The sequence below is a fragment of the Paenibacillus sp. S28 genome (genome assembly GCF_016624415.1).
Classification (GTDB): domain Bacteria; phylum Bacillota; class Bacilli; order Paenibacillales; family Paenibacillaceae; genus Paenibacillus_AQ; species Paenibacillus_AQ favisporus.
On sequence record NZ_JACVTM010000033.1, the window covers coordinates 1 to 21261 of the forward strand.

A 21261-nucleotide genomic window follows, 5' to 3' on the forward strand; every position below is an offset into this window, starting at 1 on the left:
GACGCGCGTCAACATCTACCTTAGTGGCGAGCCGAAGGCTCGCTGTTGGATAAGAATGTTGAGTACCGTCCGTGCAGGCTCCCTTTTTTATGCTATATTTTTCCTTGCTTTATCCAAGTCCAAATTCGATATGAACCAAACAAGGCCGCAAATAGTATAAGAAGCAGCATGAATACCCAAATGCCAAGTCGATTGATATCTCTTAGACCATCTGCATTAATAAGTACAAAGGTTCCAACACCTATAAAAAGAAGATACATAAAAACGTTTGGAATAATCCAGACAATCCTGAGTTTTATGTTTTTATTGTTCAACATCTCCACCTCCATATGACACCATCTTACGAGCTTTAGAGTAATCTGGATATTATAAAAATTAGCTTCTTACATGCTTCTGCACGGCGCGCGTCAACATTTAACTTGAGGGCGAGCTGAATGTTCGCTGTTGGATTGGGATAACATAAAAGCCGGAGATCTATTGGATCTCCGGCCTTTTCTGTATTTCGGTTACAGCGTGACGCGAGCGTGGCCGAGAAAATGCATGACGGCGGCGAAGCCTGCGCCGATCATCGTTCCCCGGCTGCCAAGCCGGGAGAAGGTGATCTCGAGCTGCTGCTTATGGTAAGGCAGCGTCCGCTCCGCGACGACCGCCTGCATCGGCCCGGCCAGCCAATCCCGGGCTTCGGACAGCGCCCCGCCGATCACGATGAGCTCGGGATTGAAACTGTTGATGAGGTTGGTTACGCCGATGCCCAAATATTTGCCCATCTGGGTGAATTGTTCCCGGGCAGCCTCGTTTCCCTCGGCAGCCAGGCGCACCAGCTCCGGCGTATTGTGGGCCGGCAAGGCAGTGCCGGCCGTATCGTACGTTTTCTCCGAGGCGTAGAGCTCCCAGCAGCCCCGGCTTCCGCAGGTGCAAGGCCTTCCGTCGGCCTCGATGCACATATGGCCGGTCTCACCGGCATAACCCCGTGCACCCTTGTACAGCTCACCGCCGATGATAATGCCGGAACCGATACCCGAGCCCGCACTGATGTAGAGCAGGTGGCGCACATCTTTTGCTGCCCCGAAGTTCAGCTCGCCTTGCGCCCCGGCGTTAGCCTCGTTATCAATGGTGACAGGCACCGAAAAGGCTTCCTCCAGCAGCTGTCGCAAATGAACCATTTCCCAGCCGAGGTTGGGAGCAAATAGAACGATCCCGTTCTCATCCACCATGCCGGGCACGCCGACCCCGATCCCGACGGTGCCGTATGGCGTGTCCGGTGCTACTTCCATAAGACTGGAGATTACCTTCTTCATTGTCTCAAGCACATAGGACAGATCGTGACGCTCCAGCGCATGATCCAGCTCCTCCAGTACATTGCCTCCCAGATCGCACAGCACGGCCGTCAGCTGCTTCACCCGCAGCTCAATGCCGATGACGGTGCCGGCCATCGCGTTAAAATGCAGCAGCAGCGGCTTGCGCCCGCCGCTGGACTTGCCCGGCCCGACTTCGGTGACCAGCTGCTGCTCGCACAGCTCGGCTACCAAATTGGAGACGGTCGCCTTGTTAAGGCCGGTCATTTCCGATACCCGGGCTCTGGAGAGGGTGGAGGAATGCTTGCGGATCGTGTGAAGCACAAGCGAGCGGTTTATTTTTTTGACCAGAGCCTGGTCGCCGGTAACTTTCATATATGTCGCACATCCTTCGAGTAATCCCATTAGCACATAATCAATTAGTCTAGAGCCAACCGCGGCAAAAAGCAACCCGAAATCACCTTTTAAAAAAACTTTGTTTAACCAATATACAAAGTTGATCGAATGTGTTACTATGTTCCTGTAAACGTTTGCGACAAGCAAATTTTGAGGAGGATTATACATGGCATATTTTGAGAACGTTGGGAAGATCGCTTATGAAGGAAGCCGTTCGACCAATCCGTACGCGTTCAAATTCTATAACCCGCAAGAAGTGGTAGCAGGCAAAACGATGGAGGAGCATCTTCGCTTTGCGATGGCTTACTGGCATACGCTGACAGCCGGCGGTTCCGATCCGTTCGGCACAGAGACCGCTGTCCGCAGCTGGGACAAATATGACGGCATGGACAAGGCCAAAGCCCGCGTGGAAGCCGCTTTCGAATTTTTGGACAAAATGAACCTGCAGTTCTTCTGCTTCCACGATATTGACATTGCACCAGAAGGAAGCAGCCTGCGCGAGTTCTACAGCAATATCGACACGATCGTCGATCTGATCAGCCAAGGCATGAAGACCTCCGGCAAGAAGCTGCTGTGGAACACGGCCAATATGTTCACAAACCCACGCTTCATGCACGGTGCCGGATCGACCTGCAACGCGGATGTGTATGCCCATGCTGCAGCCCAAGTCAAAAAAGGCCTCGAAGTAGGTAAACAGCTCGGTGCGGAAAACTACGTATTCTGGGGCGGACGCGAAGGGTATGAAACCCTGTTGAATACGGACCTCAAGCTTGAAATGGACAACATGGCCCGCCTCTTCCATATGGCCGTTGATTATGCGAAGGAAATCGGCTTTGACGCCCAATTCCTGATCGAACCAAAACCGAAGGAGCCGACGAAGCATCAGTACGACTTTGACGCGGCGACGACGATTTCGTTCCTGCAAAAATACGATCTCGACAAGCACTTCAAGCTGAACCTGGAAGCTAACCATGCAACCCTGGCCGGACATACGTTCGAGCACGAGCTTCGCGTGGCACGCATTAACGGTATGCTCGGATCCCTGGACGCCAACCAAGGCGACATGCTGCTCGGCTGGGATACGGACGAGTTCCCGCTGAACATTTATGATTCCACGCTTACGCTGTATGAAGTGCTGAAGAACGACGGTCTCGGCAAAGGCGGCATCAACTTCGACGCGAAAGTACGCCGTCAGTCGTTCGAGCCGGAAGATCTGTTCCTGGCGCATATCGCAGGTATGGATACTTACGCAAAAGGCTTGAAAGTAGCCGCTAAGCTGATCGAAGACCGCGTGTTCGACGATTTCATCGACAAGCGCTATTCCAGCTTCAAGGAAGGCATCGGCGCAGACGTCGTATCCGGCAAAGCGACCCTGGCTTCCCTGGCCGAGTATGCGCTGAACAATGAAAATCCGCGCCGCAACGAGTCCAGCCGCCAAGAGCTGCTGAAAGCTCAGTTGAACCAGTACATCCTGGCTGAGTAGTAGCACCGTCAGGTCAGCTGGTTACAAGACCGATCATGAAATCTCTTTGAAATGCAACGAAGGTTGCCTGAAGAAAGCTTCTTCGGGCAGCCTTTTTTTGAACCGGATTTCCATGCGGAACATCCTTGGGTAGTCGTTGATGTCCATTCGATCCATACAGGAGGAAAAAGTATGAAATACGTTATTGGTGTTGATTTGGGAACAAGCGCCGTCAAGACGGTGCTGGTGAATCCCCAGGGAGAAGTCGTGCACGAGCACTCTGAAGCTTACCCGCTGAGCAGACCTGAGCCGGGCTGGAGCGAGCAGAATCCGGAGGATTGGGTGGACAAGACGCTGGTCAGTCTTCGCAGACTGATGGAAAAGTCGGGTGCCGACCCGCAGCAGGTAGAGGGTCTAAGTTTCTCCGGCCAAATGCACGGCCTCGTGCTGGTGAATGCGGAAGGCAAGGTGCTGCGTCCGGCCATTCTGTGGAACGACACGCGCACGACGGCGCAGTGCCGCAAGATCGAGAACACGCTGGAATCGAAGCTCCTCGGTATTGCCAAAAACCGCGCCCTGGAAGGCTTTACGCTGCCTAAAATTTTGTGGGTGCAGGAGAACGAACCGGACATTCTGTCCCAAGCCAGCTTGTTCCTGCTGCCGAAGGATTACGTGAGATACCGGCTCACCGGCGAATATGCGATGGATTACTCCGACGCCGCGGGCACGCTGCTGCTGGATGTCTCGGGAAAAACGTGGAGCCAGGACATTGCTGCAGCATTTGATCTGCCGCTGTCGCTTTGCCCTCCGCTCGTGGAATCCTTCGATCAAACGGGCACGCTGCTGCCTGACATCGCCGAGGCGTCCGGCCTGCTGCCGTCGACCAAGGTATTCGCGGGTGGAGCGGACAATGCTTGCGGCGCCATCGGTGCGGGCATTTTGCAGGAAGGGCAAACCATGTGCAGTATCGGCACATCAGGCGTCGTCCTCTCTTTTGAAAGCCGCAAGGAACTGGAGGTCGACGGCAAGCTGCATTTCTTTAATCACAGCGAAAAGGACGCGTACTATGTTATGGGCGTCACGCTTGCGGCCGGTCACAGCCTGACCTGGTTCAAGGAAACGTTCGCCAAGGAAAAAAGCTTCGATGAGCTGCTTGAAGGCATCGGGTCCATTCCTGCGGGCAGCAGCGGCTTGCTCTTCACACCGTACATTTCCGGGGAACGAACCCCGCATCCGGATGCGGATATCCGCGGAAGCTTTATCGGCATGGACTCCGGCCACACGCTTTCCCATTTTGCCAGAGCGGTGCTTGAAGGCATTACGTTCTCGCTGCGGGAATCGATCGACATCGTACGCGAATCCGGCAAAGAGATCCATGAGGTTGTGGCCATCGGCGGCGGTGCACGGAACGAAACGTGGCTGCAGATGCAGGCCGATATTTTCAACGCGACAATCATCAAGCTCGAAAGCGAGCAGGGCCCGGCTATGGGAGCGGCGATGCTGGCTGCATATGGCTGCGGCTGGTTCCCGTCGCTGACGGAATGTGCGAAGGCGTTCATCCGCCCGGCCAAAACGTACGCGCCGAACACGGAGCGGGCCGAATTGTACAGCGGCTTGTTCAGCCTGTATCAGGAAGTATACAGCCAAACCCGCGAGCTGAACCGCAAGCTGGTTCCTTACCGGAACTAGGCAGCCGGTGCCTCCCTTACCCGGAAGAGATGCGGAAAGCCTTGCTTAATGTCTAATTTAGACATGATTTTTTATCGAATTTTCGGGGTACTGCAATCGCTTTCAGGACTTTAGAATAAGGGGAGATCATCAGTACCTTGCTTATATGGCGGACAACTAGCGGGGAATACCCAAAACTGCGGACCGTAAGGCTCTGTTCGGCTTTGGCGTGTGCTGCCAATAACGTTTTGAAGATCATTCATTTAAAATATCTGAAAAGCAAACAGGGCGGGAAGTCTGATCCAATACATCGGGCTTCCCGTAATTTCTTAAGAGATCAGAAAGTATAAGCTTCGGAGCTTCTGCTTCCTGATCTCGCAAGAAAAACCTCCTCTAGAAGCGGTCCGTCTTCTTTGAAGGTACGTCGATAGACGTTTTTCCTCTGGCAGCCTGTTTACGAAAATCACGCACGATTCGGCGGTCGGTCATGCAAGGTGCTGGACGAAACAACCGTTCATCGCGGATAAAGGGAGAGATAAGCGTGGAGCAAAGCAGCAAACGCGCCGTCAATAAAAGGATGTGGTACCGCAAGCCGGCCTCCGTGTGGGAGGAAGCGCTGCCGATCGGAAACGGACGGCTGGGAGGCATGGTGTTCGGCGGGGCGGGAGAAGAGAAAATTCAATTGAACGAGGACACGCTGTGGTCCGGATTTCCCCGGGACACGGTTAATTATAATGCCCTGCGGCATCTAGAGCCGGCCAAGGCGTGGGTCGCCGAGGGTCGATATGCCGAAGCAGAGGCGCTGATCGAAGCCGGGATGCTGGGACGACGCACGGAATCTTACCAGCCGCTCGGCGATTTGCATTTTGCGTTTGGCCGCAAGGATCAAATTACCGATTACGAGCGGGAGCTGGATTTGGAGCATGCGGTCGCATCGGTTTCTTTTCAAACCGGCGGGGTGCGCGTCATCCGCGAAGCCTTTGCGAGTCGGCCAGATGATGTTATCGTCGTCCATTTCCGGGCGGAGCCCGCAGAGGGCGGGGATTCGGCCGGGAAGGCGGAACTGCCGGAATTGTCGGCATGGCTCACCTCTCCGCATCTCAGCGATGTGAGCGCAGAGCCGGCGGCATTGGTCCTGACAGGACAAGCTCCGTCGCATGTCGCGGACAATTACTTGGGGGATCATCCACAGTCGGTTCTCTATGAAGAAGGACTGGGGCTCCGGTTTGCAGCCGTGCTGACGGTACGGACCGACGGAGAGGTTCAGACGGAAGAAGGACGGCTGCGGATCGAAAAAGCGAGCACGGTCACCTTTGTGCTGGCTGCGGCGACCGATTTCGCAGGCTTTGACGTCATGCCAGGCGCATCCGGCATCGATCCGGTACGCTTGTGCCGGGAACATGCCGACGCGGCGGACAGTGATTATCTGCATCTGCAACAGCGGCATTTGGATGATTACCGCGCACTGTTTGGCCGGGTGGACCTGCAGGTAGGGCTGAGCCCACAGCTGCCGCAGGCTGAAGCGGAAATGCCGACGGACAAGCGCCTGCAGCTGTATCGCCAAGGCGGAGAAGATCTGGCCCTCGAAACGCTGCTGTTCCATTATGGACGCTATTTAATGATTGCTGGTTCGCGTCCGGGTACGCAGGCGCTGAACCTGCAGGGCATTTGGAATCCGCACAAGCAGCCGCCTTGGAACAGCAATTATACGACGAACATTAATGCCGAAATGAACTATTGGCCGGCCGAGGTGTGCGGTCTGGGAGAATGCCATGAGCCGCTCTTCGACCTGATCCGGGAATTGAGCGTCACCGGCAGCCGGACCGCGGCGATCCATTACGGTGCAAGAGGCTGGACGGCTCATCACAACACCGATTTGTGGCGGATGTCGACGCCTTCGGATGGGCGGGCCATGTGGGCGTTCTGGCCGATGGGCGGCGTGTGGCTGTCCAGACATCTGTGGGAACGGTATGCGTTCCGGCCGGATGCGGCCTACCTGCAGGAGGTGGCGTATCCACTGATGAAAGGAGCCGCCTTGTTCTGCTTGGACTGGCTTGTCCAGCTTCCCGACGGACGATGGACGACGGGTCTCTCGACTTCACCGGAGAACGTCTTCCTGACCGAATCGGGAGAGCCTTGCAGCACGGCTGCCGGATCGGCGATGGATATGGCCCTCATTGACGAGCTGTTCGGACACTGCATCAATGCAGCTGAAGTGCTTGGGATTGATGAGGATTTCCGGCAGGAGCTGTCTTCAAAACGGGAGCAGCTGGCCCATCCCGGCATTGGGCCGGATGGGCGGATGCGGGAGTGGGAGCGCGATTTCGGCGAGAATGAGCCGGGGCATCGCCATGTATCCCATCTGTACGGAGTGTACCCGGGAGACGCCGTAAACGAGAATACGCCGGAGCTGATGCAAGCCGCCTCCTTGTCGCTGAAGAAGCGGATTGAGGCGGGAAGCGGGCACACGGGCTGGAGTGCGGCCTGGATCTTTAACTTGTACGCGCGGCTTAAGGAGCCGGCGAACGTGTACCGCTCTATCCGGCGGATTCTCAGCGACTCCAGCCTGCCGAACTTGTTCGGCAACCACCCGCCGTTTCAGATTGACGGCAATTTCGGTTATGCGGCCGGCGTTGCGGAAGCGCTGCTGCAAAGCCACCAGGGCGAGATCCGGATGCTGCCGGCTCTGCCGGAAGCCTGGAACGAAGGGGAAGCCAAAGGATTGCGGGCGAGAGGCGGCTTTGTGGTGGACATGAAGTGGAGCGCAGGAACGATCAAGGAAGCAGGAATAACCTCCACGCATGGCGGGACCTGCCGGATCGCAGACCATTCCCTGTACCGGGTGCAAGGACCAGATGGGCAGGAGCTACCGGCTGACGGATTTATTACGGCAGCAGGCGAAACATACCGCATTACACCACGGGACAAGGAAAAGGTATCGGTGAGTTGAAGCTGAGGCTGAAATGAAAGCTAAGGAAGCCGAAGGAAGCGGAAAGATAACCGAAGAAAACCGAAGAAAACCGAAGAAAACCGTGGTAACGCTTCCGGTACAAGAAGCCGGTGAAGACATTTTATTTGTTACGGGCTAAGAGTTACAGGCTAAAGTCACGGGCCAAGGTTACGGGCTATCGGCGATTCAACAAGAGAAAGGAAGTGGGTACGTGATTAACGATAAACTGCCTAAGATTTGGTACGGCGGAGATTATAACCCTGAACAGTGGGGACCGGAAGAATGGAAAGAGGACCAGCGGATGTTCAAGCTGGCCGGGATCGACGTGGCGACGATCAACGTCTTTTCCTGGGCGTTAAACCAGCCAGACGAGGACACTTACGATTTCGGGTGGCTCGACGAAACGATGGACCGTCTGCACAAGGACGGCGTTGGCGTCGTACTGGCGACGAGTACCGGGGCGCATCCGGCCTGGATGGCCAAGCGGCATCCGGATGTGACCCGCGTCGATTTTTACGGACGGAAAAGAAAGTTCGGCGGAAGACATAACTCCTGCCCGAACAGCCCGACTTACCGCAAATACTCCCGCTTGATGGCGGGCAAGCTCGCCGAGTGCTACAAGGATCATCCGGCGCTGCTGCTTTGGCACGTATCCAATGAATACGGCGGTTTTTGTTACTGCGACAACTGTGCCGCCGAATTCCGCGTCTGGCTGCAAAAACGTTACGGCACCCTTGATGCCGTCAACGAAGCATGGAATACCCGATTCTGGGGCCACACCTTTTATGACTGGGACGAAATCGTGCTTCCGGACGGGCTGAGCGAAGAGGGCGAGGGTAACGTCAGCGCGTTCCAGGGCATTTCCCTGGATTACCGCCGGTTTATGTCCGATAGTCTGCTGGAATGCTACAACATCGAGGTGGAAGCGATCCGCGGGCATTCGAAGGACGTGCCGATCACGACCAACCTGATGGGGACGTTCCCGCTGCTCAACTACTTCGACTGGGCGAAGCATATGGACATCGTCTCGTGGGATAACTATCCGTCTCTGACGACGCCGGTCAGTGAAACCGCCATGACGCATGACTTGATGCGCGGCCTGAAGCACGGGGCGCCGTTCATGCTGATGGAGCAGACGCCGAGCCAGCAGAACTGGCAGGCGTACAACTCGCTCAAGCGTCCCGGCGTGATGCGCCTGTGGAGCTATCAGGCCGTTGCCCGCGGCGCGGATACGGTGATGTTCTTCCAAATGCGGCGCTCCAAGGGTGCCTGCGAGAAGTTCCACGGTGCGGTCATTGAGCATTCCGGTCATGAGAATACACGGGTATTCCGTGAGGTGGCACAGCTCGGGGAGGAGCTGGGCTTTCTTGGGGACACGCTGCTGGATGCTGTGACGGAAGCTAAGGTTGGCATCGTGTACGACTGGGAAAACCGTTGGGCCATGGAGCTCTCGAGCGGCCCGACCGTTGAGCTGAATTATGTGCGCGAGGTGCATAAGTTTTACGACGCCCTCTTCAAGCAGGGTATCGAGGCGGACATGATCAGCGTAGAGGCGGACTTCAGCAAGTACGACATCGTGATCGCGCCGGTCATGTATATGGTCAAGCCGGGCTTTGCCGAGAAGTCGGAGGCGTTCACCGCTGCCGGCGGCACGTTTATTACGACGTTCTTCAGCGGCATCGTGAACGAGACCGATCTCGTGACCCTCGGCGGATATCCGGGCGAGCTCCGCAAGCTGCTCGGCATCTGGGCGGAGGAAATCGACGCACTGCCGCTCGGACAGTACAATGAAATCGTCATGAAGCAGCCGTACGGCAAGCTTACGGGCAGCTATAAATGCGAGATGTTGTTTGATCTCATCCATGCCGAAGGCGCGGAAGTGCTGGCCGAGTACGGCTCGGACTTCTACAAAGGCATGCCTGCGCTCACGGTGAACCGCTTTGGCGAAGGCAAAGCGTACTACGTGGCGACCAGCGCGGACAGCGACTTCATGGAACGTTTTCTCGGGGCCGTCTGCGCCGAGAAAGGCGTTCAGCCGCTGGTGCCGGAGCTTCCGGCCGGCGTAGAGGTTGCCCGCCGTGTGAAAGAAGGACGCTCGTTCCTGTTCGTGCTGAACCATAACGCGGAGAGTACGACGGTTCGCATAGGGGACGTCAAACGCCGGGACCTTCTCAGCGGCGTAACCGTAGACGGAGCGGCCGAGGTGCCGGGACGCGGCGTCCTGATTCTGGAGGAAGCAGAGTAAAAACAAAGTATCGCGGCTAAAATACGTTTCCATTCCAATACAAGCAGGCTTTGCGGGGCATCCCGGCAAAGCCTGCTTTTTTGTAAGGGCAATTTATTGCACCCATTGATTGCGTATGGCCAGCACGACGGCCTGGGTGCGGTCCTCGGCGCCGATTTTTTGCAGGACGCGGTGCACGTGAGTTTTGACTGTGCTTTCGCTGATGTGGAGCTTGGCTGCGATATCTTCGTTTTTCAGGCCGTAAGCCATTTCCTGCAGCACTTCCAGCTCACGGTCAGTCAGCGGGTCCGGCAGGGACAGCCGCATGTCCTGCCGGTCCTGAAACGATTCCGTCTGGCGCAGCGCCTCCGAAATCATCCGGGCCGCGGCTCCCGTCCGGTAGATGGCTTCGCCGCGGCTCGCCGCCCTGATGGAATGGAGCAGCTCCTCCGGCGCCGCATCCTTCAGCAAATAGCCGACGGCTCCGGCCCGAATGCCTTCGTACACGTATTCCTCGAGATCGAAGGTGGTGAGGATGATGACTTTGCACTCTGGCAGCTGCCGCCGGAGTTCCCGTGTCGCCTCGATCCCGTTCATGCTGGGCATTTGCACGTCCATCAGGGCGATATGCGGCCGCGTTCGGAGCGCAAGGTTTACGGCTTCGCGGCCGTCGCCCGCCTCCCCGCACCATTCCATGTCCGGCTGCGCCTTAATAATAAACCCGATGCCGTGCCGGATCAGGGGCTGGTCATCCGCGATGATGGTGCGGATACGTTCTGGATCCATATTAGCATTCATTCCCCTCTGTTATTGGGTGTCGCTGTGGAAAACGGCAGGCTTGCGGTAATCTCCAGGCCATGGGGAGCGAGGGAGGTGACCGTCAGGCGTCCGCCGGCTTTTGCACATCGCTCCCGCATGGCGGTCAGTCCGAATCCCGGCTGGATTGGACCTTGCGCCACGCCGTTATCCCGGATGGTCAAGACCAGGCCTTCCTTGTTACCTATAAGCCGGACCTCAGCTTGGGTGGCTTGGGCATGGCGCATCATGTTGGTCAATGCCTCCTGAAGGATACGGTAAAGGACGTACAGCTGCTCCGGGGCGATGGTGCCGGGGATATCCATGGTAAAGGCCACCGGAATCCCGCTTCGCTCGCTGAAGGTGTCCGCCAGCTTCCTGAGCTCCTTCTGCCCTTCGCCAGGCCGGACAAGCCCCATTTCGTGAACGACTGTTCTGACGTCCTGAAGGCATCCGCGGGCCACATCCGTCACTTGCCTGAGCGTTGAGCGGGCTTCGTCCGGCGCCGCTTCGATCATATACGGCAGCGCCTGCAGCTGCACGATCACGGAGGTCAGGCCGTGACCGATGCTGTCATGGATGTCGGCTGCGATCCGGCTGCGCTCCTCCAGTACCGCATAGCGCAGAGCCTGCTCGGAAGTCTCCTCCAGCTCTTCGTGAGCTTGGCGCAGGCTGCGGTAAGCCGCCTCCAGCTCCTGATGAGCGGACGTCAGCTCCTGCAGATGCGTTTCTTTCATCGTTCGGGTCGTTCTGCGCAGCCTGCCGGCCAAAAATAGAAGATAGACCGCCGCGAGAATCAGGCATTGGGTCATCACTGCTTCCAAAGTCTGATGCTGATCCAGCAGGATCCACGCTGCGGCAACTATATTTAGAACGGTATATGAGGCCGAGTACGATGCCGGCAGCCGGTAGCTCACCCATCCCACCAGAAAAAAGACGATAATATATAAGCTGCCGTCAAGTCCCAGGATGACCCCAATGGAAGAGATACCAAGCAAGGCACACACGGCAAAAGCGGGAGCCGGCCCCCGGCGGGTAAACCACCGGGAACGCCATTGCAGGCATAGCGCGGCCAACGTCAACAGCACGCCGGGAACGAACGCGCGGGGCTCACCGTACATGCCGTTCTGAATCGCGGAATACACGATCAACAAACTCAGCAGCGCTCTTCTGGCCGGATTGGAAGACAGTATTGTTCGTTCATCGTTGCCTGTTTCCATAGCAGGTCTCCTTTAGCTGGCACATTGACGCCGGTGATTCAGGTCTTTATGCCCGTTGTCCCATCATCGCCTGATATCTCCGGTAAATGACGTACCGGCGTGCGCAGATAGAACCGAGCGGCATGAACATCAGCGCATTGGCGATGTGATAGAAGGCGTGCGACTGCCCCCAGGACTGCGCAAGCACCCGCAAAACCAGCACGGCGAGAAACAGCAGGATGCTGGCAATGGAACCCTGCACGGTAACCTGGCCGTCCGTTCCCATGCGCATTTTTTCCATTTTACCCCGGATGATACCTGTTGCCAAACCGGCAGCGGCAAACACGGCGAACAGCACGACTTCAACCGGACCTACCGATGCCCACGGGATGGACGAAAGGGTCATTCCTCCCCATAACAAGGGAACGATCCACATGCTGGAAGGGCGGAAGGTTCTTTCCCTTGCGGTAAGCCAAATGACAAGCAGGATGATAATAATATAAGTTGAGTATTGATCCATCGCTAACACCTCATTCATTTTTCGTGACGAGTCCAGCATACCAAGGAGGACCGGCCGCGTAATCGAACCGTGCGGTGATTTTCTTTCGGCCGATGTACACCCGGAGATGTACATGACTGTGGACGAAAAGGTTTGGGCTTTTCTTTTTCCGATAATTTTGTTAAAATGGCAGCAAGCATTTCATCCTGAAGAAAACGAGGTAACCACACAGCCGATGGATAAACGTGACTGATCTCTCTAATCTGCAAACCAACTTAATGTTGAAACCATGCAGTTTCTGCGCCTGCCGCAGGGAAGAGAATCGTTATGTCTATTTTCAGAGACTGGATACCTCGCCGATGGATACGGATAATGCTTTTTTGTGCGTTTTTGACGTGTTCACGGGGTAATGTCGTGCCCGGATCATCATGTTCGGGGCGATATTTCGAACGGGTAAACCCTTTTTTGACATAGACAATGATAACGAATTTCCTGCCGTAGGCGATGCTGCCTGCGGCTTTTTTGATTCGTGAAATGGATCAGAGGCCGGGGCTGGACTGAAACGGCTGGTTTGTCTGAAACGACGGAAATTCAAATTTATGTTTTAAAGGGTGATGCTTAATGTTGAATATCGTAAAAACGAAACATATAGCCAAAGAATTTAAAGGGAAGACCGTTTTTGAAAATATTGACCTGGAAATCTATGAAGGCGAGAGGCTGGCGCTGTTCGGCGTTAACGGCGCGGGGAAGACGACGCTGCTGCAGATTTTGACCGGGCAGCTGGAGCCGGACCGGGGCACCGTGGAACGCGGAATCCCGCTGGAGCAGTGGGGATATATGACGCAGACGTCGGAAGAGTTGATGCATCTGACCGCATTGGATGCGGCGGGGCGCGAAAGCGGCGAGCTGTGGCAGATCAAGCGCCGGCTGAAGGAGCTGGAGCAGGCGATGGCGACGGGCGAAGTCGGTCCTGAGCTCCTGGAGGAATACGGCCTGCGGCTCGAGCAGTATGAGCTCAGCGGCGGTTTTGACTGGGAGACGGGGCTGGAGAAGCATTTGACCATGCTCCACATTGGTCCCGAGCTGTGGAAGGTTCCTTTTGCCGATCTGAGCGGCGGCCAGAAAACCAGGGTCAGGCTGGCGGCACTGCTGGTCAAAAGGCCGGAGGTGCTGCTCCTTGACGAACCGACCAACCATCTGGACGAGGAGAGCATGAACTGGCTGGAGGATTGGCTTCGTCACTACGAAGGCACCGTCATTGTCGTTTCCCATGACAGGACCTTTTTGGACCGGGTGGTGACAGGAGTCTGCGAACTGACCGAGAGCGGGCTGAAAAAATATAAGGGCGGCTACTCCGATTACCGGCGGGAAAAGGACCGCGAACTTCGGGAGCAGGAGGCGCTCTATAAGAAGCAGAAGCAGGCCCGGGAAGCGTTGGAGGAATCGATCCGCAAATACCAGGAATGGTTTCACCAGGCCGAGAAATCGGCGGACAAAAATACGGAAACGAAGGCGGCGCTGCCGTACTACAAAGCTAAAGCCAAGAAAAACATCTCCAGGTATCACGCCAAACAAAAAGAGCTCGAGCGGCTCGAGAGTGAAAGCGTGGAGAAGCCGAAAAGCGGACCGAAGGTCAACCTGCAGCTGGGCGAGGGCGGGTTCTCCGCACGTGTGCTGGTGCGGCTAGAGCAGCTGTCCTTTGGCTACGGGACGAAGAAGCTGTTCGACAAGTTCAGCCTGATCCTCTCCCGCGGCGACCGGCTGGCCGTGCGGGGGCCGAACGGGGCGGGCAAGTCAACCCTGCTCAAGCTGATTATGGGCGAGCTTGTGCCAAGCGAAGGAACGGTATGGCAGCATCCGGCCCTGAAGATCGGTTACTTCTCGCAGGAGCTGGAGGTGCTGAACGAAGAGGAGACGCTGCTTGACAGCCTGCTCCGCCTGCCTTCGATGACCGAGACGCATGCGCGGACGCTTCTGGGCTGCTTCTTGTTCAAGCGGGAGGACGTGTTCAAGCGAATCGGGGATTTGAGCATGGGGGAAAAATGCCGCGCGGCTTTCGTGCAGCTGTATTTCTCCGGGGCCAATCTGCTCGTGCTGGATGAGCCGACGAACTATTTGGACATCTCGACGCGGGAAGTGATCGAGGAGGCGTTATCCGCATATCCGGGTGCTCTGGTCGTCGTGTCCCATGACCGGATGCTGATCCGCAAGCTCGCGGACCGGCTGCTGACCGTCTCCCATACGGAAGAACCGCATCTGTTTGAGGGCACAGTTCAAGAAGAGGAAGAGCAGCTGGCCAGACATAACGGAGCACTGAAGGAGGATACCGACCGGGAAAACGCCCGGCTGGCGCTGGAATGGGAGCTGACCCGGCTGCTTAATGAAGACGGCGGGAGTGACGAGGAGGCTGCGGCACGGATTACAAATATCCGCAGGCTCCGGAGCGAGTTGGAACAGCTCTAATTTGAGGAATGAAGTCTGGTTCTGCAAAAAATGGGCATGCTGAGAAGGGGAACGCCTATTGATTTAGGCGATTCGGACTTGTCAATACAGCTTTTTTTGCCTATAATTATTGACTATAGTCAACGGACTGATCCCGGTGAATGAATGACCCGTATGGATCAGCCATTGCAATCCAATTTATGTGTCAAGATAAATGCGTTGATGGAGATAAGTAAGCAGTGCCTCTTTACAGGGAGGGGACGCCGGAGATTGAGAGCGTCTCTACAGAAACAGGCTGCTGAAATTCCCTCCGGAGCAGTTCCCTGAACGAATCCACACGCCAGCATGTTTGCTGACAGGATTCCGCGTAGGGGATAACGGTTTTCGATCCGTTACATCGAGTGAGAGTGAGATCAAGCTGGCCAGAGGTGCGCGTGTGCGTATCAAACGGCTTTTCGCTTGTCTAACAAGGGTGGTACCACGGTCTTTTCGTCCCTTTTCGGGAGAAAAGGCCTTTTTGTATTTCTTGGGAATTTTTTTCTGAGGATCCCCGCCAAGTACCTGAGCAGTCATCCGGGGCAAAAGCCCTGCTCTGCGGGGCGTTGTTGGTCAAAAATGTATTGGCGATTTCAAGAAGGAGGCAGGAAGTTCATGAAAGAAAAGCTGGAAGCATTGCGGCAGGAAGCGATCGCGCAGCTGAATGACGTCGCTGACGTACAGACGCTGAACGATTTGCGCGTGAAGTATCTGGGGAAAAAGGGGGCGCTGACCGAGATTTTGCGGGGCATGGGCGCGCTTAGCGCGGAGGAACGCCCGCTGATCGGCCAGGTGGCCAATGATGTGCGTGGAGCGATCGAAGGACTGATCGAGTCCAAGCAGCAGGCTTTCCAAAAGGCCGAAACCGAGCAGCGCCTGCAGGCGGAGAAAGTTGACGTTACGCTCCCCGGCCGCAAAATGACCCAAGGCGGCACCCATCCGCTCAACAAAGTCATCCAGGAAATCGAGGAGATTTTCATCGGTATGGGCTACCACATTGCGGAAGGACCGGAAGTCGAGACCGACTATTATAACTTTGAAGCGCTGAACCTGCCGAAGAACCACCCGGCCCGCGACATGCAGGATACGTTCTACATTACCGAGGAGCTCTTGATGAGAACGCAGACGTCGCCGGTGCAGATCCGGACGATGGAGAGCATGCAGGGCAAGGTGCCGGTGAAGATCATCTGCCCGGGCAAAGTATACCGCAGAGACGACGACGACGCGACGCACTCGTTCCAGTTCTACCAAATTGAAGGCCTGGTGATCGGCGAAAACATCCGTATGAGCGATTTGAAAGGCACGCTGCTGCAATTCGTCCGCGAAATGTTTGGACCGAACACGCAGATCCGCCTTCGTCCAAGCTTCTTCCCGTTCACAGAGCCGAGCGCGGAGGTCGACGTAACCTGCGCTAGATGCGGCGGCAGCGGATGCCGGGTGTGCAAGCATACGGGATGGCTGGAAATTCTAGGCTGCGGCATGGTGCATCCGGAAGTGCTGCGCAAGGGCGGCTACGATCCGGAAGTGCACAGCGGCTTCGCGTTTGGCATGGGGCCGGACCGGATTGCGATGCTGAAGTACGGAATCGACGATATCCGTCATTTTTATGGCGGCGATGTGGCATTCTTGAAGCAGTTTGCCCGCATGTAAGCGTAAGGTTAGCGAATACGGGAAGAAGGAAGGGAACGTAAGTGAAAGTATCAACTGAATGGTTATCCGATTATGTATCACTGGAAAATGTAACGGCCGAAGAGCTGGCCGAGCAGATTACGCGCGCGGGCATCGAGATCGACGAGGTTGAGCACCGCAATCACGGCATTTCGAAAGTCGTCGTGGGTTATGTAAAAAGCAAGGAGAAGCATCCCGATGCGGATAAGCTGAACGTCTGCGTCGTTGACGCGGGGCAGGGCGAAGACCTGCAGATCGTCTGCGGCGCGAAAAACGTGGATGCCGGACAAAAAGTACCCGTTGCCCTGGTTGGCGCTCTGCTGCCCGGCGGGCTGGAGATCAAAAAAGCCAAGCTGCGCGGCGTCGCTTCTCAAGGCATGATTTGCTCCGCCAAAGAGCTGGGCATGAACGACAAGCTGCTGCCGAAGGAGCAGCAGGAAGGCATACTCGTCCTGGAGGAGAACGCGGAGATCGGAACGCCGATCACCTCCGTGCTCGGCCTGGACGACAAAGTACTCGACTTTGACCTGACGCCGAACCGTTCCGACTGCCTCAGTATGCGCGGAGCGGCTTACGAAGTGGCGGCCATTCTGGGCCGTGACGTCAAGTTGCCTGATCCGGAAAGGGAACTGGTTGAGGTCGCTGACGCGGCAAGCAGCCATATCTCGGTCAAAATCAGCTCGCCTGAGCACTGCAGCCATTACACCGCGCGTTATATTACGGGCGTAAAGATCGCGCCGTCGCCGCAGTGGATGCAGAACCGCCTCATGGCAGCGGGCGTCCGTCCGATCAACAACATCGTGGATATCACCAACTATGTCATGCTTGAATACGGTCAGCCGCTGCATGCATTCGATGCGGACCGCCTGACAGGCGGGGCCGTTGACGTCCGCCTGGCCCGTGAAGGTGAGACGCTCGTGACGCTGGATGGCCAGGAACGTAAGCTGGAGCCGCACATGCTGCTCATTACCGACGGCGTGAAGCCGGTTGGATTAGCCGGCGTCATGGGCGGATTGGATTCCGAGGTTACGGACAGCACCGTGAACATTTTACTCGAATCCGCCAAGTTCGACGGAGGTACCATCCGTAAGACTTCCCGCCAGCTCGGGCTGCGCTCCGAAGCGAGCCAGCGCTTCGAGAAGGAAGTCGATCCGGGTGCGGTCATTCCGGCGCTGAACCGGGCTGCGTCGCTGATCGCCCGTTATTGCGCAGGAACGGTTCATAAGGGCATCGTGGAAGCCGGTGCCGCGCAGGCGGAAGAAAAGGTGATTGTTCTGTCCTTCGACAAGCTGAACCGGTTCCTTGGAACAGAGCTGTCGATGCTGGAAGTGAAGACGATTTTTGGCCGTCTGCATTTCCACGCTGCGGATACCGCCCAGGGCATTTTGGAAGTGCAGGTGCCGACGCGCCGTGGAGACATTACGAAAGACGTCGACCTGATTGAAGAAATCGCCCGCTTGTACGGATACGACAATATCCCGACGACGGCGATCGAAGGGCCTACAACGCCGGGGGGATATACGAAGCCTCAGGCGATCCGCCGCGAAATCCGCAGACTGTTCACCCATGGCGGATGGCAGGAAGTGATCAGCTACTCCTTCACCCATCCGGAGCTGGCCGCGCTGTTCCCGGCCTTGACGGAAGGAAGCGTGCCGGTGAAGCTGTCGATGCCGATGAGCGAGGAGCGCAGCGTGCTGCGTACGAGCATTCTGCCGCAGCTGCTCGATATCGCGGTGCACAACGCGAACCGGAAGCAGTACGATCTGGCGCTGTTCGAAGTGGGCAACGTGTTCTTCTCGCAGGAGGAGACGCTGACGGTTCAACCGAAAGAGCTGAACGTGCTGTCCTTGCTGCTGTGCGGCAGCCGCGGGCAGAAACAGTGGAACCATGCGCCGGAGAAAGTCGATTTCTTCGACCTGAAGGGTGCCCTGGAGACGCTGTTCGGGGATTTGGGTCTGGAGGGGGCGATCCGGTACGTGGCGAACCAGCCGGCCGGATATCATCCCGGACGTTCGGCTTCCGTCTACCTGATCAATGGCGGCGGAGAGCAGGTGCTGATCGGAACGCTCGGTCAGGTGCATCCCGAATTGCAGCAGGAGCGCGGACTCGGCGATGTGTACGTTGCCGAAATTCTGCTGCAGCCGCTGTACGAACACGCCGATTTCGATATCCGATATCAGGAGCTTACGCGCTTCCCGGCTTCGGAGCGGGATATTGCAGTCGTGGTGGACAGCGCTGTGGAAGCGGGCTCCCTGCTTGAGACGATCCGCGAAGCCGCGGGCGAGCTCCTGCAGAACGTACAGGTATTCGATGTGTTTACCGGAAGCAAGCTCGGCGAAGGCAAGAAGAGCGTCGCGATTTCGCTCGTCTACCGCCACAATGAGCGCACGCTGACGGATGAGGAAGTCACCGCGGCGCATGCCGGAGTCGTCAGCGCCCTTGAGCAAAAGTTTCAAGCGGAATTAAGAAAATAGCAGGAATTGAATCCAATCACATCGAATCCTTAGACACAGAGATTCGATGTGATTTTTTTATTGGAGAGAACAAGACATCTTAGAGTCAACACACATATGAAGGAGGGCACAACTGTGACTACACCTGATCGTACACGCGTCTCCGTGGAGATCTACGGGACTTCTTATAAACTGGTCGGCAGCAGTGCCGATTATATGCGAAAGATTGCTAGTTATGTCGATGAACGGATGAATGCCATTTCCAAAAGCAATTCCCGGCTGGACACCCCTAGGATTGCCGTTCTGGCCGCGGTTCATATGGCTGAGGAAGCCGTGCAAATGCAGGATCTCCGCAACGAAGTGAAGATGCTGACTGGCGAGCGCAGCGAGCTGAGCTCGCAGCTCACCAGGCTGCAGTCCCAGCGGGACGAGCAGCTGGCGGAAGTCAACAAGCAGAAGGAAGAAGCGCAGCAGATCAAGAAGGAGAAGGAAGAGCTGCAAAAGCGGCTGGAGCAGGAGAAGGCTGCGCTTACGAAAGAGCTGGAGCAGTCCAAGTCCGAGCTTACGGCGCGGCTCGAGCAGACCCGGAATTCTTTGACGAAGGAGCTGGATCAGCTACGCGCTTCGCTGAAGCGGGAGACGGAACAGAAGGAATCTTTGCTCCGCAAGGAGAAACAGGCCGCGGAGCAAATGCAGAAGGACAAGCAGGCTGTGGAGGAACGGCATAAAGCTGCCGTGCTGGAGCTGGAACGGAAGCATGCGGCAGCGCTGCAATCCGCCGAACAGAAGCGGGTCGGAGCGTTGAAAGAGGCGGAGGAGAACAACCGCGCAAAGATCACCGAGCTGGAGCAGAAGCATCAGGGAGCCGTCAAGGAGCTCGAAGAGAAGCATGCAGCCTTTATTCAGGAGCTGCAGGAGCAGCTGACCGAGCTTCGCGGCAGCAGCGGCGAACTTCAGGAGAAGCTGCAGAACATGGAGCAGGAGCTGAAGAACGCCAAGGAGGCCTATTCCAGACTGCGGCAGCAGCATCAAGTCGTGCTGGTGCGCGAGGAGGAGGCCAAGGCGCAGGTGCAGGCTTTGACCGAGCAGGAGGAAGCGCTGAACGGACAGATCAGCAAGCTGAAGGACGAGGCGGCCGCTTCGGAAGAGGAACACCGCCGCATGCAGAAGCTGCTTGAGGATTACAGCGAGGCTTCCAAGAAATTGACCGGCGAAATCGCCCAGCTGACGGCCGAAGCCGAAACCCTTCAAGGCACGATCGAGAAGCAGAAGGAAGAGATCGGCGAATTGGAGCTGCAGGTGCTGGAAGCCGGCGAGCAGAACGAGACGCTGGAGACGGGCATGGCTTCGCTGCATGACGAGCTGAGCGTGCTGAAAGAGCAGGCGGACGGAGAGAGTAAGCTCCGCCAGGAAGCTGAGCAGCAGCGGGAAGCGCTCCGGCAGGAGCTGGCCGCGAAAGAGGAGCGGCTGCAGCAGCTTGCGCAGGAGCTGGCAGATAAGCAGCAGCAGCTTGTAGCCCAGGTGCAGAAGCTACAGGCGCAGGAGCGTTCTTCTTCGGAACAGGGAGAGGAACTTCAGCGTTTGGAGAAGCAGCTGGAAGCCCAGCAGGAGGTGCTGGCCGCGAAAGAACAAGAGCTGGAATCGCTGAAGCAGGCGCTGCAAGGGCGGGAGCAGGATCTGCAGGATTACGGCCGGCAGATCGAGGCCAAAGAGGAGCAGATTGCAGGCCTGGAGCGGCAGTCGAGCCAATATGCGCAGCAGCTCAAGGACCTTCGGCTTCAATTGGAGGAACAGCAGGAAATGTATCTCGAGCTCGAAATCCAATCGGAGGAGCAGCAGGAGAACGTACAAAACCTGCAGCAGGAGCTGGAGAGAAGACGGGAAGTACACGCGGAGCTGGAGCTTCAGGCGGAAGAGGAACGGAAACGTTATGCCGGCCTGAAGGAGCAGTGGGAAGAGCAGCAGGCAAGGTATACCGAGCTGCAGAGCCGTTCAGGCGAGTACGAGCAGCAGTGCGGCGAGCTGCGGAAGCAGGTAGCTGAGCATGAGGAGCAGTACGAGCTTGCCCAGCTTCTGCTCGAAGAGCAGCAGGAGCAGTATGCGGCGCTGCAGCAGGAACTGGAAGAGCAGCGGAAGCAGCAGCAGACAGCTGCCCAGGCGCTGAAGGAGCGCGA

The 21261-nt window shown here is 56.8% G+C and carries 14 protein-coding genes and 1 other annotated feature; of the genes, 9 read left to right on the top strand and 5 right to left on the bottom strand.

From position 1 onward, the window contains the following. Window positions 1-92 precede the first annotated feature (92 nt). Window positions 93-317, bottom strand: coding sequence for a hypothetical protein (locus IAE55_RS33255; protein ID WP_234490046.1), 225 nt, complete (start codon window positions 315-317; stop codon window positions 93-95). 189 nt (window positions 318-506) lie between these two features. Further along, window positions 507-1670 carry an ROK family protein gene (locus IAE55_RS33260; protein WP_145160330.1) on the bottom strand — a complete coding sequence of 388 codons (1164 nt, stop codon included), beginning with the start codon at window positions 1668-1670 and terminating at the stop codon, window positions 507-509. A gap of 187 nt (window positions 1671-1857) precedes the next feature. On the opposite strand from IAE55_RS33260, the gene xylA reads away from it, so the two are divergent. From xylA to IAE55_RS33280, 5 genes are all read left to right on the top strand, one after another. Beyond that, entirely contained in the window at window positions 1858-3174 is a 1317-nt protein-coding gene (gene xylA / locus IAE55_RS33265; RefSeq protein ID WP_200634941.1) for a xylose isomerase, read from the top strand. A gap of 171 nt (window positions 3175-3345) precedes the next feature. After that, window positions 3346-4842 carry a xylulokinase gene (xylB, locus tag IAE55_RS33270; protein ID WP_200634942.1) on the top strand — a complete coding sequence of 499 codons (1497 nt, stop codon included), beginning with the start codon at window positions 3346-3348 and terminating at the stop codon, window positions 4840-4842. A gap of 520 nt (window positions 4843-5362) precedes the next feature. After that, window positions 5363-7771: a glycoside hydrolase family 95 protein gene (locus tag IAE55_RS33275; protein WP_325168711.1), complete on the top strand. Its 2409-nt coding sequence runs from the start codon at window positions 5363-5365 to the stop codon at window positions 7769-7771. Between the two features lie 13 nt (window positions 7772-7784). Further along, window positions 7785-7910, top strand: coding sequence for a hypothetical protein (locus IAE55_RS34190; protein WP_260986870.1), 126 nt, complete (start codon window positions 7785-7787; stop codon window positions 7908-7910). A 72-nt stretch (window positions 7911-7982) separates the two neighbouring features. Next, complete coding sequence (locus IAE55_RS33280) at window positions 7983-10016, top strand: beta-galactosidase (protein ID WP_200634944.1); 2034 nt, start codon at window positions 7983-7985, stop codon at window positions 10014-10016. A gap of 93 nt (window positions 10017-10109) precedes the next feature. Here IAE55_RS33280 and IAE55_RS33285 read toward each other — a convergent pair whose 3' ends face one another. From IAE55_RS33285 to IAE55_RS33295, 3 genes are read right to left on the bottom strand one after another with little or no spacing between them, the layout of a single operon-like run. Further along, window positions 10110-10781 (bottom strand): response regulator, encoded by a 672-nt coding sequence (locus tag IAE55_RS33285; RefSeq protein WP_145160320.1) that lies wholly within the window; start codon window positions 10779-10781, stop codon window positions 10110-10112. An 8-nt stretch (window positions 10782-10789) separates the two neighbouring features. Continuing rightward, a complete protein-coding gene (locus tag IAE55_RS33290; protein WP_200634945.1) occupies window positions 10790-12010 on the bottom strand; it encodes a sensor histidine kinase in 1221 nt (406 codons plus the stop codon). 46 nt (window positions 12011-12056) lie between these two features. Then, entirely contained in the window at window positions 12057-12509 is a 453-nt protein-coding gene (locus IAE55_RS33295; protein ID WP_181152670.1) for a CcdC protein domain-containing protein, read from the bottom strand. A 600-nt stretch (window positions 12510-13109) separates the two neighbouring features. Here IAE55_RS33295 and abc-f point away from each other — a divergent pair. From abc-f to zapA, 4 genes are all read left to right on the top strand, one after another. Then, entirely contained in the window at window positions 13110-14951 is a 1842-nt protein-coding gene (abc-f, locus tag IAE55_RS33300) for a ribosomal protection-like ABC-F family protein (protein WP_200634946.1), read from the top strand. Between the two features lie 189 nt (window positions 14952-15140). Then, window positions 15141-15430 (top strand) — a binding site (T-box leader). A 151-nt stretch (window positions 15431-15581) separates the two neighbouring features. Continuing rightward, entirely contained in the window at window positions 15582-16616 is a 1035-nt protein-coding gene (pheS, locus tag IAE55_RS33305; RefSeq protein ID WP_145025495.1) for a phenylalanine--tRNA ligase subunit alpha, read from the top strand. Window positions 16617-16657: 41 nt separating this feature from the next. Further along, complete coding sequence (gene pheT, locus IAE55_RS33310; RefSeq protein WP_200634947.1) at window positions 16658-19108, top strand: phenylalanine--tRNA ligase subunit beta; 2451 nt, start codon at window positions 16658-16660, stop codon at window positions 19106-19108. Between the two features lie 114 nt (window positions 19109-19222). Next, on the top strand, window positions 19223-21261 hold a 2039-nt coding region (zapA, locus tag IAE55_RS33315), incomplete at its 3' end, for a cell division protein ZapA (protein WP_200634948.1).

Excerpts from the sequence above, each read along its gene's own strand:
- xylA (WP_200634941.1), top strand. The coding sequence starts at position 1,858 with ATGGCATATTTTGAGAACGTTGGGAAGATCGCTTATGAAGGAAGCCGT.
- IAE55_RS33295 (WP_181152670.1), bottom strand. The coding sequence starts at position 12,509 with ATGGATCAATACTCAACTTATATTATTATCATCCTGCTTGTCATTTGG.
- IAE55_RS33285 (WP_145160320.1), bottom strand. The coding sequence starts at position 10,781 with ATGGATCCAGAACGTATCCGCACCATCATCGCGGATGACCAGCCCCTG.
- IAE55_RS33260 (WP_145160330.1), bottom strand. The coding sequence starts at position 1,670 with ATGAAAGTTACCGGCGACCAGGCTCTGGTCAAAAAAATAAACCGCTCG.
- pheS (WP_145025495.1), top strand. The coding sequence starts at position 15,582 with ATGAAAGAAAAGCTGGAAGCATTGCGGCAGGAAGCGATCGCGCAGCTG.
- xylB (WP_200634942.1), top strand. The coding sequence starts at position 3,346 with ATGAAATACGTTATTGGTGTTGATTTGGGAACAAGCGCCGTCAAGACG.
- IAE55_RS33290 (WP_200634945.1), bottom strand. The coding sequence starts at position 12,010 with ATGGAAACAGGCAACGATGAACGAACAATACTGTCTTCCAATCCGGCC.
- IAE55_RS33255 (WP_234490046.1), bottom strand. The coding sequence starts at position 317 with ATGTTGAACAATAAAAACATAAAACTCAGGATTGTCTGGATTATTCCA.
- IAE55_RS34190 (WP_260986870.1), top strand. The coding sequence starts at position 7,785 with ATGAAAGCTAAGGAAGCCGAAGGAAGCGGAAAGATAACCGAAGAAAAC.
- abc-f (WP_200634946.1), top strand. The coding sequence starts at position 13,110 with ATGTTGAATATCGTAAAAACGAAACATATAGCCAAAGAATTTAAAGGG.